Source organism: Achromobacter sp. RW408, assembly GCF_003184165.1.
Taxonomy (GTDB): domain Bacteria; phylum Pseudomonadota; class Gammaproteobacteria; order Burkholderiales; family Burkholderiaceae_B; genus Achromobacter; species Achromobacter xylosoxidans.
On the sequence record NZ_QHHO01000040.1, the window covers coordinates 84,695 to 98,351 of the forward strand.

The 13,657-nt window shown below is 67.9% G+C and carries 13 protein-coding genes; 6 read left to right on the plus strand and 7 right to left on the minus strand.

The window, feature by feature from the left end; all coding sequences use genetic code 11:
* Positions 1-197 precede the first annotated feature (197 nt).
* The 3 genes from acs to ltaE all read left to right on the plus strand — a co-directional run bounded on the left by acs (position 198) and on the right by ltaE (position 4,270).
* Positions 198-2,177, plus strand: coding sequence for an acetate--CoA ligase (gene acs / locus DK459_RS07995; RefSeq protein ID WP_110134628.1), 1,980 nt, complete (start codon positions 198-200; stop codon positions 2,175-2,177).
* 152 nt (positions 2,178-2,329) lie between these two features.
* Positions 2,330-3,217: a DMT family transporter gene (locus tag DK459_RS08000; RefSeq protein ID WP_109442165.1), complete on the plus strand. Its 888-nt coding sequence runs from the start codon at positions 2,330-2,332 to the stop codon at positions 3,215-3,217.
* Between the two features lie 42 nt (positions 3,218-3,259).
* Positions 3,260-4,270, plus strand: coding sequence for a low-specificity L-threonine aldolase (ltaE, locus tag DK459_RS08005; RefSeq protein WP_024068121.1), 1,011 nt, complete (start codon positions 3,260-3,262; stop codon positions 4,268-4,270).
* A gap of 38 nt (positions 4,271-4,308) precedes the next feature.
* Here ltaE and DK459_RS08010 read toward each other — a convergent pair whose 3' ends face one another.
* From DK459_RS08010 to DK459_RS08035, 6 genes are all read right to left on the minus strand, one after another.
* Positions 4,309-5,643: an aspartate aminotransferase family protein gene (locus tag DK459_RS08010; RefSeq protein ID WP_110134629.1), complete on the minus strand. Its 1,335-nt coding sequence runs from the start codon at positions 5,641-5,643 to the stop codon at positions 4,309-4,311.
* 196 nt (positions 5,644-5,839) lie between these two features.
* On the minus strand, positions 5,840-6,721 hold the full coding sequence (locus DK459_RS08015) for a GntR family transcriptional regulator (RefSeq protein WP_110134630.1): 882 nt from the start codon (positions 6,719-6,721) through the stop codon (positions 5,840-5,842).
* A gap of 50 nt (positions 6,722-6,771) precedes the next feature.
* On the minus strand, positions 6,772-7,116 hold the full coding sequence (locus tag DK459_RS08020; RefSeq protein ID WP_110134631.1) for an antibiotic biosynthesis monooxygenase: 345 nt from the start codon (positions 7,114-7,116) through the stop codon (positions 6,772-6,774).
* Positions 7,113-8,231, minus strand: coding sequence for a cytochrome (locus DK459_RS08025; RefSeq protein WP_110134632.1), 1,119 nt, complete (start codon positions 8,229-8,231; stop codon positions 7,113-7,115). Before DK459_RS08025 ends, DK459_RS08020 begins: the two co-directional genes overlap by 4 nt.
* 71 nt (positions 8,232-8,302) lie before the next feature.
* Positions 8,303-9,148: an NAD-dependent epimerase/dehydratase family protein gene (locus DK459_RS08030; protein WP_054496674.1), complete on the minus strand. Its 846-nt coding sequence runs from the start codon at positions 9,146-9,148 to the stop codon at positions 8,303-8,305.
* 13 nt (positions 9,149-9,161) lie between these two features.
* On the minus strand, positions 9,162-10,808 hold the full coding sequence (locus DK459_RS08035; protein WP_006389328.1) for an electron transfer flavoprotein-ubiquinone oxidoreductase: 1,647 nt from the start codon (positions 10,806-10,808) through the stop codon (positions 9,162-9,164).
* Between the two features lie 112 nt (positions 10,809-10,920).
* Here DK459_RS08035 and DK459_RS08040 point away from each other — a divergent pair, with 112 nt between their 5' ends.
* The 3 genes from DK459_RS08040 to DK459_RS08050 all read left to right on the plus strand — a co-directional run bounded on the left by DK459_RS08040 (position 10,921) and on the right by DK459_RS08050 (position 13,032).
* Complete coding sequence (locus DK459_RS08040) at positions 10,921-11,370, plus strand: thioesterase family protein (protein ID WP_006389329.1); 450 nt, start codon at positions 10,921-10,923, stop codon at positions 11,368-11,370.
* A gap of 297 nt (positions 11,371-11,667) precedes the next feature.
* The gene (locus DK459_RS08045) at positions 11,668-12,366 is read left to right on the plus strand and encodes a CoA transferase subunit A (protein WP_006389330.1); all 699 of its coding nucleotides are present in this window, start codon (positions 11,668-11,670) and stop codon (positions 12,364-12,366) included.
* A 12-nt stretch (positions 12,367-12,378) separates the two neighbouring features.
* Positions 12,379-13,032: a CoA transferase subunit B gene (locus DK459_RS08050; RefSeq protein ID WP_006389331.1), complete on the plus strand. Its 654-nt coding sequence runs from the start codon at positions 12,379-12,381 to the stop codon at positions 13,030-13,032.
* 77 nt (positions 13,033-13,109) lie between these two features.
* Here DK459_RS08050 and DK459_RS08055 read toward each other — a convergent pair whose 3' ends face one another.
* Positions 13,110-13,568, minus strand: coding sequence for a GNAT family N-acetyltransferase (locus tag DK459_RS08055; RefSeq protein WP_054471979.1), 459 nt, complete (start codon positions 13,566-13,568; stop codon positions 13,110-13,112).
* Positions 13,569-13,657: the final 89 nt, after the last annotated feature.

A 13,657-nucleotide genomic window follows, 5' to 3' on the forward strand; every position in this document is an offset into this window, starting at 1 on the left:
GCGGCATCCGGCGGGTTGCGTATTGCGTTGTCGGTTGTCGATGCCGTTGCCGTCACGATTGGCGCGCGTTCCTGCGGAATACGGGCTTATGGCCCGTATTTTGCGTAAGGTGCCCGTAAGAGCGCGGCGATACGGTTGCGAGTGGCAGTCAGATAAAAGCGGCATCAACAACAGAATCACAGATTGGAGACAAGATCATGTCGAATGCTATTGAGTCCGTACTGGTGGAAACCCGGGTGTTCCCGCCGCCCGAGCGCGCGGCGCAGGGCGCCGCGATTCCCAGCATGGACGCGTACAACGCGCTGTGCGCGCAGGTCGAGAAGGATTTCGACGGTTTCTGGGCCGGCCAGGCCCGCGACAACCTGCAATGGACCAAGCCGTTCACCGAGGTGCTGGACGAGTCCAACGCGCCGTTCTACCGCTGGTTCGGCGACGGCGAACTGAACGTCTCGGCCAACTGCCTGGACGTGCACCTGACCAACGGCAACGCCGACAAGACCGCCATCATCTTCGAGACCGATGACGGCAAGGTCACCAAGGTCAGCTACCGCGAACTGCTGGCGCGCGTGTGCCGCTTCGCCAACGGCATCGCCAAGCTGGGCTACAAGAAGGGCGACCGCGCCATCATCTACATGCCCATGTCGATCGAGGCCGTGGTGGCCATGCAGGCCTGCGCCCGCCTGGGCGTGACGCATTCGGTGGTGTTCGGCGGCTTCTCGGCCAAGAGCCTGCAGGAGCGTATCGTCGACGTCGGCGCCTCGCTGGTCATCACCGCCGACGAACAGGTGCGCGGCGGCAAGACCATCCCGCTCAAGCCGGCGGTGGAGGAAGCCATCGCCATGGGCGGCTGCGACGCCGTCACGCGCGTCATCGTCTACCGCCGCACCGGCGGCAAGGTCGCCTGGAACGAAGGCCGCGACCTGTGGATGCACGACGTCGAGGCCGGCCAGTCCGACACCTGCGAACCGGTGCCGGTCAACGCCGAGCATCCGCTGTTCATCCTGTACACGTCCGGCTCCACCGGCAAGCCCAAGGGTGTGCAGCATTCGTCCGCCGGCTACCTGCTGTGGGCGCTGCTGACCGTCAAGTGGACCTTCGACGCGCGCAAGGACGACGTCTACTGGTGCACGGCCGACGTGGGCTGGGTCACCGGCCACACCTACATCACCTACGGCCCGCTGGCCGCGGGCCTGACGCAGGTGGTGTTCGAAGGCGTGCCGACGTTCCCCAACGCCGGCCGCTTCTGGGACATGATCGCGCGCCACAAGGTCACCACCTTCTACACCGCGCCCACCGCGATCCGCTCGCTGATCAAGGCCGCCGAAGCGGCGCCCGACACCCATCCGTCCAAGTACGACCTGGACAGCCTGCGCATCATCGGCACGGTGGGCGAACCCATCAACCCCGAGGCCTGGATCTGGTATCACAAGAACGTCGGCCGCGAGCGCTGCCCGATCGTCGACACCTGGTGGCAGACCGAGACCGGCGGCCACATGATCACGCCGCTGCCGGGCGCCACCCCGACCAAGCCGGGCTCGTGCACGCTGCCGCTGCCGGGCATCGCCGCCGCCATCGTCGATGAGACCGGCGGCGACGTCGACCAGGGCAATGGCGGTTTCCTGGTGATCAAGCGCCCGTGGCCGGCGATGATCCGCAACATCTGGGGCGACCCGGAGCGCTTCAAGAAGAGCTACTTCCCGTCGGAACTGCGCGGTTATTACCTGGCCGGCGACGGCGCGCAGCGCGACGCGGACGGCTACTTCTGGATCATGGGCCGCATCGACGATGTGCTGAACGTGTCGGGCCACCGCCTGGGCACGATGGAGGTGGAGTCGGCGCTGGTCGCGCACGAACTGGTGGCCGAGGCCGCCGTGGTCGGCCGTCCCGACGACACCACCGGCGAGGCCGTGGTGGCCTTCGTGGTGCTCAAGAGCGCTCGTCCCGAAGGCGCCGACGCCCAGGCCATCGCCAAGACGCTGCGCGACTGGGTGGCCAAGGAAATCGGCCCGATCGCCAAGCCCAAGGACATCCGCTTCGGCGACAACCTGCCCAAGACCCGCTCCGGCAAGATCATGCGCCGTCTGCTGCGCGTGGTGGCCAAGGGCGAGGAAGTGACGCAGGACGTGTCGACGCTGGAAAATCCCGCCATCCTGGAACAGCTGTCCAAGCCGCTGTAATGCGGGGCGCGCCGTCCGTCATGCGGACGGCGTGGACGGTTCCCGCCTCGACGGGAGCATAATGTGAGGTGCCCATGCCGGTTTGCCGGCATGGGCATCGTCGTTTTTTCCATTCAAGTTTTCCCGTTCAATCTTCCACCGGAGACGCCGCCGTGAGCCGCAGCAGTTTCGATCGCGCAGGGCTTGCCCTGATGTTCAGCACCATCCTCGTGTGGGCGGGTAGCTGGATCGCGATGAAGCTGATCGTGCCCTACATCGGCCCCTTCGATTTCGTGGCGCTGCGCTACGTGACCGGCGCGCTGGTGCTGTTCGCGCTGGCCGCCGCCACTCGGCGGCCGCTCGGCTTGCCCTCCTGGAAGCTGACCTTGCTGATCGGCCTGACCCAGACCGCCGGCTTCCAGGGCTTCGTGCAGACCGCGCTGGTGTCCGGCGGCGTCGGCAAGGTGTCGTTGATGGCCTATACCATGCCGTTCTGGGTGGTGCTGTTCGCGTGGGGCCTGCTGGGCGAGCGGCCGACGGCCCGCCACGGCGTCGGCATCGGCCTGGCCGCGATCGGCCTGGTGCTGTTCATCGAACCGTGGCACGGCGTGGGCGAGTTGCGGCCGGTGCTGCTGGGACTGGGCAGCGGCCTGTGCTGGGGCGTGGGCACGGTGCTGTCCAAGCGCATGTTCGATCGCCATGCGCCCGACGTGATGACCTTCACCGCCTGGCAGATGCTGTTCGGCGGGCTGGTGATGACGCCGGTGGCGTGGCTGGTGCCGCAGATCCCGGCGCAGTGGGGCTGGCAACTGTGGACCGGCATGGTCTATATCGTGCTGATCGCCACGGCCGCCGGCTGGCTGTTGTGGCTGCAGGTGGTGCGGCGCGTGCCGGCTTCGATCGCCGGCCTGTCCAGCCTGGGCGTGCCGGTGGTGGCGATGCTGATGGCGTGGGCGATGCTGTCCGAGCGTCCGTCGCCGGTCGAGTTGGGCGGCATGGCCTTGATTCTCGCCGGCATTTTTGTCGTGAGCCGAGCGGCGCCCGCCGCGCGCGCGGGCTGACCGGCCCGTTTACCGGATTCCGTTTTCCCTCAAGGAAGCTTCATGATCGATTTGCGCAGTGATACCGTCACCCGGCCGTCCCCGGCCATGTTGCAGGCCATGGTCAGCGCGCCGCTGGGCGATGACGTGATGGGCGATGACCCCACCGTCATCCAGCTGCAGCAAGCCGTGGCCGAACGCGCGGGCAAGGCCGCCGGGCTGTTCTTCCCGTCGGGCACGCAGAGCAATCTGGCGGCGCTGATGGCGCATTGCGAGCGGGGCGATGAGTATCTTGTGGGCCAGCAGGCGCATACCTACAAGTACGAAGGCGGCGGCGCGGCGGTGCTGGGCAGCATCCAGCCCCAACCCATCGAACACGCCGAGGACGGTACGCTGCCGTTGGAAAAGCTGGCGGCCGCTCTCAAGCCCGAAGGCGATCCCCACTTTGCCCGCACCCGCCTGCTGGCGCTGGAAAACACGTTCCACGGCAAGCTGATTCCCGCCGACTACGTGCGTGCCGCCACCGACTGGGCCCGCGCCCATGGCCTGGCCACGCACCTGGACGGCGCGCGCGTGTTCAACGCGGCGGTGGCCAGCGGCAAGCCGCTGGCCGAGATGTGCGCGCCGTTCGATTCGGTGTCGATCTGCTTTTCCAAGGGGCTGGGCGCGCCGGTCGGCTCCGTGCTGGCGGGCAGCGCCGAACTGATCGCCCGCGCCCGCCGCTGGCGCAAGGTGCTGGGCGGCGGCCTGCGCCAATCGGGGGTGCTGGCGGCAGCCTGCCTGTATGCGCTGGAACACAATGTCGAGCGCCTGGCCGAAGACCACGCCAACGCGCGCCTGCTGGCCGAAGGACTGCGCGGCATCGCCGGCGTGCGGGTGCTGAGCCAGGACACCAACATGGTGTTCGCGGAGTTCGAGCCGGCGCGGTGCGATGCCTTGACCGCCGCGCTGGCGGCCGACGGCATCCTGATGCGCGCCGTCTATGGCGGCCCGACGCGCATGGTGACGCACCTGGACCTGTCCAGCGACGACGTGCGCCGGGTGATCGAGGCCGTGGCGCGTCACCTGGCTTGATGCCGCCGTGGCCGGCCGCGCGGCCACGAGGGCTGGCGTCAGGCGCCCGCGCGCAGCACGTCGGCCAATACCGAGAACAACTCGTCGATCTGCGCGCGCTCGATGATGAGCGGGGGCGACAGCAGCATGGTGTCGCCGGCGGCGCGGATAAGGCAGCCGCGTTCCAGGCAGGCCTGGTGCGCCGCATAGCCGCGCTGACCGGGCTTGCCGGCCTCGGGCGCCAGTTCGATCGCGGCCAGCAGGCCGATGTTGCGGATATCCACCACGTGCGGCAGGCCCTTGAGGCTGTGGGCCGCGTCTTCCCAATAGCGTCCGAGTTCGCGGCTGCGCTGGAACAAGCCTTCGCGATGGCAGATGTCGAGCGTGGCCAGGGCGGCCGCGCACGCCACCGGATGGCCCGAGTAGGTGTAGCCATGGGCCAGTTCGATGGCGTTGTCTGGGCCTTGCATGAAGGCGTCGTGGACGTGCTGGCGCACCAGCGTGGCGCCCATCGGGATGGCGCCGTTGGTCAGGCCCTTGGCGCTGGTGATGAGGTCCGGCGTGACGCCGAAATGGGCCGAGGCGAAGGCGCCGTCGACGCGGCCGAAGGCGCTGATGACTTCGTCGAAGATCAGCAGGATGCCGTGCCGGTCGCAGATCTCGCGCAGCTTCTGCAGGTAGCCGCGCGGCGGCACCAGCACGCCGGTGGAACCCGCCACCGGTTCGACGATGACGGCGGCGATGGTCGAGGCGTCATGCAGCGCGACGATGCGTTCGAGCGCATCGGCCAGGTGCGCGCCCCAGTCCGGTTGGCCGCGGCTGTAGGCCATCTGTTCGCGGTCATAGGTATGCGGCAGGTGGTCGACATAGGGCAGCAGGTTGCCGAAGGGCTTGCGATGCCCGCCGATGCCCGACACCGACAGGCCGCCGAAGCCCACCCCGTGATACGAACGTTCGCGGCCGATCAGGCGCACGCGCTGGCCCTCGCCGCGCGCGCGGTGATAGCCCAGCGCGATCTTGAGGGCGGTGTCGACCGCCTCGGAACCGGAGTTCGAAAAAAACACGTTGGAGAAGCCGGACGGCGCTTGCTGGCACAGCCTTTCGGCCAGTTCGAATGCCAGGGGATGGCTCATCTGGAATGACGGCGCATAGTCCAGGTCGTGCGCGGTGCGCGCGATGGCCTCGATGATCTCCGCGCGCCGGTGGCCGGCGTTGACGCACCACAGGCCGGCGATGCCGTCCAGCACGCGGCGGCCGTCGGGGCGGATGTAGTGCATGCCCTCGGCCGCGCTGAACAGCACCGGATCGCGCTTGTAGCGCCGGTTGGCGGTGAAGGGCATCCAATAGGCGTCGGTATTGAGGGGAGACGACGAAAGAGGCGCGGACGAGGGCATGGGCTTCCTGCTTCAAGGGAGTTCAGGTGTGCCTATTTTGTATTAATAAAAATAAAAATACAATTTTGGGTGTGCGAGCCGGATCTGGCGCGACCGTCGTCTCCGCAGTCCCCGCGGAGGGTGGCCCGCTGGTGAATGCGTAGACGAAGCAGGTGGAACGGAAAAAGACGGGGCGATGGCCCGGGAGTTGGGGGGATCAGGATTGCCGCAGCGAGGTCTGCAGGTGTTCGCGCATGAGTTGCGAGGCGCCTTCCTGGTCGCCGGCCTCCAGCGCGGCGATGATGCGCAGGTGCTCGTTGCTGGAATCGAGAAAGCGCGCATCGCGGTGGAACGCGGCGTGTTCCTCCAGCCGGCGCAGCTGGTTCTGCTGCTGCACCGCCTGCAGGATGTAGCGGTTGCCGGAGCAGCGCGCCAGCATTTCGTGGAACGAGGCATTCAGGCCGAAGAATTCGGTGGCCGAGATCTCGCCATCGCCGCGCTGGACCAGCGCTTCGTGGGCCGCGCGCATGCGCGCCAGGGCGTCGCGGTCGAGCTTGAAGGTCGGCTCCAGCAGGCCGGCGCATTCGATGATCATGCGGTAGCGGTAGCTTTCGTCGAGCGCTTCGCGGTTTTCCAGCGATGGCGCGAACTGCCAGCCGTGGCCCTTGCGTTTTTCAAGCAGGCCGTCGGCCGACAATTGCAGCAGGGCCTTGGCCAGCACACTGCGGGGCGCGGGATAGCGCTGCAGCAGCTCGCGTTCCGTGAACTGCTCGGGCAATGCGCGCGTGGCGCGGTCGGCGATCAGGCGGCGGTAGAGTTCATCCTGGGTCGGACCCGCACCGGTGATCGCGGGCGAGGCCAAGGCGGCGTTTTCGGCTACGGTGTAGCCGCTGTTGGGGCGGTGCGTGATCAATCCCTGCGCGGCCAGCAGCCTGAGCGCGCCGCGCACCGGCGTGCGCGAGACCTCGTAGCCTGCCGCCAACGCTTCCTCGGACAGGTGGGCGCCGGGGGCGTGGCGCCGCGCCACGATGTCCTGCGCGATCAGGCGCGCCAGATCGACTTGCAGCGCAGTGGGGCGGGCGGGAGCGGCAGGAGGCATGGATGGGCGTGGCAGCGACGGTGCAGCAATGGTAACGGACCGGCGCGCCGTCAGCCATGGCGGGCGCGGCTGTCGCCCGGCGCCTGGTCGCGTTCCTGCATGCCGTAGTCGCGCAGCACCTGGGCAACGCGCAGGCGATAGTTGGCGAACACGCCGCCCCGTCCTGCCTCCTGGGCGAGGCGGTGGGATTCCAGCGTGCGCCAGCGCTTGACCGCATCTTCGTCGCGCCAGAACGACAGCGACAGCAGCTTGCCCGGCGTGGCCAGGCTCTGGAAGCGTTCGACCGAGATGAAACCGTCGATCGTCTTCAGTTCGTCGATCAGGCCCGCGGCGATGTTCAGATAGGGCGCGGGGTCGCCGGCGGCGGGCTCGACTTCGAATATCACGGCGATCATGGGGTGGGCTCCTCGGTGAAATCAAATTGGGGAATGCGGGCATTGGGCAGGGGGCGGTAGCGAAAGCGCGCCCCCAGGGCGGCGTCGTCGACGCCGGCCCGCAGCAGATGGACCAGCGCGCCGGCCGCATCGCGGCGCGCCGCGTCGCGCCCGGGACATGCATGGCCCTGGGCGCCGAAGGTCCAGTGCGCCTCGGGCTGCGCCATGGCCGCCGCGGCCAGCACCAGCAGCACGGTCTCGCCGGCCTGCATGAGTTGGCCTTCCAGTTCGATGGGGCCGGCCAGGAAGCGACGGGTGTTGTGAATGGGGGGATCGTGCCGCAGCGTCGCGTCGACCAGTTCCCATGCCTGCGCCAGCGTCAGGGCGGCGCCCGCGCGCTGGCGGCCCGCCCGCAGCAGCGCATTGCCCAGCAGGCCGGCGCCGGCTTCACAGGACTGGAACAGCAGGCCCGCCAGATTGGCGGCCAGCAGCGCCGGCTCCAGGCCGGCATCGGCGCCCTGGCCGCGCAACTCGCGCAAGGCCGGGCTGGCGGCGCGATCGTCCAGGTGGGCGCCCAACCGTGCCAGGAGGCGCTCGGCGGCCGTGTGCCCTGCGGCGACCCGGTCTTCAGGCGCGGCCGGCGGCAGGGCGGCGAGGAACGCGCCGACCTCGCGCGCGCAGTCGGCGGCCACGGCGCCGGGCAGTCCGAGGGCACAGGCTTGCGCAAAAACGGGCGCGGCATGCAGGTAGCGGTCGATGGCGCCGGCCGATCCGGTGTCCATCTCCAGCCGCGGCCAGTCGGGCGCGGGCGCCAGCGGCGCCTGCCGCGCCAGGAACGCGCGGAACAGCGCCTTGAGACGGGCCTGGCGCGGACCATCGTTCATCCGCAGGAAGCGGCCGAACAGCAGGCCCGCCGGTCCCGCGGCGATGCCCCTGGGCACCGGCTCGGCCATGGGCCGCACGCGGGCGGCGGGATGACGCATGATGTCGCGGATCGTCCCCGGGGCGCTGGCCACCCACAGGCCCAGCCGGGCGTCCCGGTACAGCGGCCGGTCACGGGCCAGGCCGGCGTAATAGGGATAGGGATCGGCGTGCGTGACCGCCTGCAGCGGATCGGTCGGGAAAGGCGTGGACATGGGCGGCGCGGCGGGTGGAGGGCAGGCCAGTATCGCCGCGTCGCGCCCTCGACGATTCGGCCGTGGCCGAACTATGCCTGCATGCTGTCGGCCAGCAGCGCGGCGTAGCCGGCGCGCGAGTCCGGCCATTGCAGCGCCAGCCCGCTGGCGCGCAGGCGGGCGTTGCTGAGCTTCTTGCTGCCCACGCCCGCGGGCGCCGGGCCGTCGGCTGGCAAAGGCGCGCCGATCATCCGCGCCAGTTCGGCATAGAGTTCATGCAGCGGCAGGGGGGTGTCGTCGCAGCCGATGTAGACCGGCGATGCCTCCGGCAGCAACGCCACGTGCGCGATGGCGGCCGCGGCGTCGTCGATGTGGATGCGATTGGCCCAGTGCGGCGGCTCAACCGGCGCGCTGGCCTTGCCCGCGCGCAACCGCTCGAGCAACTGGAGGCGGCCGGGACCGTAGAGGCCCGCAAACCGCAAGGTAGTGTGCGGGATCGCGCGCGCGGCAAGCGTCGCTTCGGCCTCGAGCAGGATGCGGCCGTTGAAGCCCTGGGGCGCCGGCGGGGTGTCTTCGTCGACCCAGTCGCCGTGATGTTCGCCATACACCGCGCTGGATGACACGAACACGATGCGCTCGACCCGGTTCGTGTCGAGCGCATCCAGCACGTGGTTCAGTCCGTCGACGAACACGCCGCGATAGGCGGCCGGATCGCGCGCGCCGGCGGTGGCCACATGGATCACGCGGGTGATGCCCGCCGGCAAGGCCGGCAGGCCGTCGGGGCGGGTGATGTCGCCTTGCAGCCAGTGGATGCCGCTGCTGTCGTGCGCCGGTGGATGGCGGCGCAACGCGTAGACCGCGTCGCCGCGCGCCAGCAGGCGGCGCGCGGCGCGTTGGCCGAGGTCGCCGCAACCGATGAACAGCACGCGTTCCGCCATGGCCGGGCGCCTGCTACATGCCGCTGTAGACCGGCCCTTCGCCGCCTTGCGGCGCCACCCAGACGATGTTCTGGGTCGGGTCCTTGATGTCGCAGGTCTTGCAGTGCACGCAGTTCTGCGCGTTGATTTGCAGGCGATCGTCGCCGTGATCGTCCTTGACGAACTCGTAGACGCCGGCCGGACAGTAGCGCGATTCCGGACCGCCGTACTTGGCCAGGTTGACCTGCACCGGCACCGAGGGATCCTTCAGCGTCAGGTGGACGGGTTCGTTCTCGTCATGGTTGGTGTTGGAGATGAACACCGAGCTGAGCTTGTCGAAGGTCAGCTTGCCGTCGGGCTTGGGATAGTCGATGCGGGCGCACTGCGAGGCCGGCTGCAGGCAGGCGTGATCCGGCTTGCTGTGGCGCAGCGTCCAGGGCATCTTGCCCTTGAACACCAGTTGCTCGATGCCGGTCATCAGCGTGGCCACGGTGCGGCCCTTCTTGAACCACTGCTTGAAGTTGCGTGCCTTGTTCAGTTCGGCGTGCAGCCAGGAATTCTTGAAGGCTTCCGGATAGGCCGCCAGTTCGTCGTGGCGGCGGTCGGCCACCAGCGCGTCGAACGCGGCTTCGGCTGCCAGCTTGCCGGACTTGATGGCGGCGTGGCTGCCCTTGATGCGCGAGGCGTTCAGGAAGCCGGCCTCACAGCCGACCAGCACGCCGCCGGGGAACGTCAGCTTGGGCAGCGACAGCAGGCCGCCGGCGGTGATGGCGCGCGCGCCGTAGGCAATGCGCTTGCCGCCTTCGAACGTGCCGCGGATGGCGGGGTGGGTCTTGTAGCGCTGGAATTCGTCGAACGGCGACAGCCAGGGGTTGGCGTAGTCCAGGCCGACGATCATGCCGACCGCGACCAGATTGTTGTCCAGGTGATAGAGGAACGAGCCGCCGTAGGTGTCGGCGTCCAGCGGCCAGCCGGCGGTGTGGATCACCAGGCCGGGCTTGGACTGGGCCGGGTCGACCTCCCACATTTCCTTGATGCCGATGCCGTAGGCCTGCGGGTCGCGGCCGTCGTCGAGCTTGTAGCGTTCGATCAACTGGCGGCCGAGCTGGCCGCGCGCGCCTTCGGCGAACACCGTGTAGCGCGCGTGCAGTTCCATGCCGGGCTGGTAGTGGGCGGTGTGGCTGCCGTCGCGGGCCACGCCCATGTCGCCGGTGGCCACGCCGCGCACGGCGCCGTTCTCGTCGTACAGCACCTCGACCGCGGCAAAGCCCGGGAAGATCTCGACGCCCAGCGCCTCGGCCTGTTCGCCCAGCCACTTGACCACGTCGCCCAGGCGGACGATGTAGTTGCCTTCATTGTGGAAACAGGGCGGCAGCAGCCAGTTGGGCGTGGCGCGCGCGCCGTTCTCGGACAGGAACAGGAACTTGTCCTGCGTCACGGGTACGTTCAGCGGCGCGCCCTTGTCCTTCCAGTCGGGGATCAGTTCGGTCAGCGCCAGCGGGTCCATCACGGCGCCGGACAGGATGTGGGCGCCCAGCTCGGCGCCTTTTTCCAGGACGCAGACGCCGATTTCCTGGTTCTTTTCAGCGGCCAGCTGCTTCAGACGGATAGCGGTGGCCAGACCGGCGGGACCCCCGCCAACCACGACCACGTCATATTCCATCGACTCGCGTTCAGACATTGCAAAGCTCCCCGTATGTATTCCATATATGGCTGGAAGTATTATCGGCGATTGTATTGCAGGCGGAGACCTTGCACGTCTTCGCATTTCTTTCAGCCATCAGGAGTATTTGGTGAACCCGGACACACTGTCTGCGCGGATTCTGACGGTGGGCGATACCCACCAGGTGGATTTGCCTTTGCGTTGGGGCGATTCCGACGCCTTGAACCATCTCAACAACACGCTGTATTTCCGCCTCATGGAAGAGGCGCGCATGCGGATCCTGTATGACGCGGGCTTCGAATTGCCGGCCGACGACGGCGCCATTCTGGCCCACGCATCCTGCGATTTCCTGCGCCCGTTGACCTATCCGGCGACCGTGCGCGTGACGCACAAGGTGACGCGTATCGGCCGTTCCAGCGCCGAATTCGAGCTGCTGCTCGAGAAGGTCGGCGATGATGGCGGCCCATACGCCCGCGGCCGCAACGTACTGGTGTGGATGGATTACGTGGCCAATACGTCCGCCCCGTGGCCGCCCGAAGTGCTGGCGAAAATGGCCACGCAGTTCCGGCCGGCCGCCTAGCGCAAGGGAGCGGCGGCAGTCCGACTTCAATGCGGCGTTTGAAACGGCGCCCGCATTTGCCGGCCATGCCGTTAAAATCCACGACAGAACCACAATACGAATGACAGGGCGCGCCACCCTCGGCGCCGCGAACCAGCAGGCATCGGGCCACGCCGCGATGCCGCCGGGCCGCGAAACCGGCAGCCGCGCCCCAAGTAAAACAGGGTCCACCCAGGATCGCCCGCCTCCTTCTCGAGGCATGCGTTCCGGCAGGCGGGCGGACTCTCTTCAGTTCGACCTTAACTAGGAGTTGGAGCGATGGACAAGGTTTTTGCAAGCGCCCAGGAGGCGCTGGCAGGCATCGTCAAGGACGGCCAGATGATCGCCGTCGGCGGTTTCGGCCTCTGCGGCATTCCCGAGGCCCTGATCGCCGCGCTGCGCGATTCGGGCGTGAAGGATCTCACGTGCGTCAGCAACAACGCGGGCGTCGACGGCTTCGGCCTGGGCCAGCTGCTCAATACACGCCAGGTCCGCAAGATGATCGCGTCGTACGTGGGCGAGAACAAGGAATTCGAACGCCAGTACCTGTCGGGCGAACTCGAGCTCGAATTCACGCCGCAGGGCACGCTGGCCGAGAAGCTGCGCGCTGGCGGCGCCGGCATCCCGGCCTTCTTCACCCGCACCGGCGTGGGCACCATCGTCGCCGACGGCAAGGAAATCCGCGAATTCGACGGCCAGCAATACGTGATGGAACGCTCGCTGGTGCCGGACGTGTCGCTGGTCAAGGCGCACATCGCCGACCGCAGCGGCAACCTGGTGTTCCGCAAGACGGCGCGCAACTTCAACCCGAACGTGGCGATGGCCGGCAAGTTCACCGTGGTCGAGGTCGAGCAGATCGTCGACACCGGCAGCCTGGACCCCGACCAGATCCACCTGCCCGGCATCTATGTGCACCGGATCGTGCTGAACGCCAATCCGGAAAAGCGCATCGAACAACGCACCACTCGCCCGGCCTAAGGAGAAGACGACATGGCATGGTCCCGCGATGAAATGGCGGCGCGCGCCGCGCGCGAGCTGCAAGACGGTTTTTACGTGAACCTGGGTATCGGCCTGCCGACCCTGGTGGCCAACCACGTGCCTAAGGGCGTCGAAGTCTGGCTGCAGTCCGAAAACGGCCTGCTGGGCATCGGCCCGTTCCCGACCGACGCCGAGGTCGACGCCGACCTGATCAACGCCGGCAAGCAGACGGTCACGACGCTGCCCGGCTCGTCGATCTTCTCGTCGGCCGACTCGTTCGCGATGATCCGCGGCGGCAAGATCAACCTGGCCATCCTGGGCGCGATGCAGGTGTCCGAAAAGGGCGACCTGGCCAACTGGATGATCCCGGGCAAGATGGTCAAGGGCATGGGCGGCGCGATGGACCTGGTGGCCGGTGTCGGCCGCGTGGTCGTGCTGATGGAACACGTGGCCAAGAAGAAAGACGGCACCGAGGACATCAAGCTGCTGCCCGAATGCAACCTGCCGCTGACCGGCGTGGGCGTGGTCGACCTGATCATCACCGACCTGGGCGTGATGGAAGTCACCGACAAGGGCCTGAAGTTGCTGGAAACGGCGCCGGGCGTCACCGTGGACGAGATCCAGTCCAAGACGCTCGCCAAGCTGGACGTGTCGGCGGTCAAGTAATCCGCCGCCAAGGCATCATGAATAACGCCCCGCAAAGGGCGTTTTTCATTTGGGACGGCGGCGCGCGGGATGGCCGTTCAGGCCGATTCCCGCAGCAGCATGCCGACGTGCGGGATGCCGTCCTCGATGTATTCGTCGGTCACCGGCACAAAGCCGTGGCCGCCGTAGTAGCCCTTGAGCCGGGCCTGCGCGCCCAGGTAGACCGGCGCGCCGGGCCACAGCCGCGCCACTTCGTCCTTGGCGCGGCGCATCAGCTCGTGGCCCAGGCCCGTGCCGCGTGCCGCAGGCGCCGTGATGACGCGGCCGATGACCGCCTGGCCGTCATTGAGCGCCGGTTCCAGCAGGCGGCAATAGGCCAGCAGCTCGCCGTTTTCCCATGCCATCAGGTGTTCCGTCTGCCCCAGCAGGTCCTTGCCGTCCAGGTCGAGGAAGACGCAATTCTGTTCCACCACGAAGACTTCCGAGCGCAGGCGCAGCACGGCGTACAGCTCGGCCAGGGTCAGTTCGGCGTGGGGTTTGCAGGTCCAGACGGGCATTCGAGATAGTCCGAAAAGGGTGGGTGGGGCAGGGCGGTTAGCGTACCTCAAACCGACCCCGTTTCTTTTGATGCACTGTTACATAAATT

Bases quoted from the DNA above. Each gene is read 5' to 3' on its own strand.
- acs (WP_110134628.1), top strand. From the start codon at position 198: ATGTCGAATGCTATTGAGTCCGTACTGGTGGAAACCCGGGTGTTCCCG.
- ltaE (WP_024068121.1), top strand. From the start codon at position 3,260: ATGATCGATTTGCGCAGTGATACCGTCACCCGGCCGTCCCCGGCCATG.
- DK459_RS08010 (WP_110134629.1), bottom strand. From the start codon at position 5,643: ATGCCCTCGTCCGCGCCTCTTTCGTCGTCTCCCCTCAATACCGACGCC.
- DK459_RS08015 (WP_110134630.1), bottom strand. From the start codon at position 6,721: ATGCCTCCTGCCGCTCCCGCCCGCCCCACTGCGCTGCAAGTCGATCTG.
- DK459_RS08020 (WP_110134631.1), bottom strand. From the start codon at position 7,116: ATGATCGCCGTGATATTCGAAGTCGAGCCCGCCGCCGGCGACCCCGCG.
- DK459_RS08025 (WP_110134632.1), bottom strand. From the start codon at position 8,231: ATGTCCACGCCTTTCCCGACCGATCCGCTGCAGGCGGTCACGCACGCC.
- DK459_RS08030 (WP_054496674.1), bottom strand. From the start codon at position 9,148: ATGGCGGAACGCGTGCTGTTCATCGGTTGCGGCGACCTCGGCCAACGC.
- DK459_RS08035 (WP_006389328.1), bottom strand. From the start codon at position 10,808: ATGTCTGAACGCGAGTCGATGGAATATGACGTGGTCGTGGTTGGCGGG.
- DK459_RS08045 (WP_006389330.1), top strand. From the start codon at position 11,668: ATGGACAAGGTTTTTGCAAGCGCCCAGGAGGCGCTGGCAGGCATCGTC.
- DK459_RS08050 (WP_006389331.1), top strand. From the start codon at position 12,379: ATGGCATGGTCCCGCGATGAAATGGCGGCGCGCGCCGCGCGCGAGCTG.
- DK459_RS08055 (WP_054471979.1), bottom strand. From the start codon at position 13,568: ATGCCCGTCTGGACCTGCAAACCCCACGCCGAACTGACCCTGGCCGAG.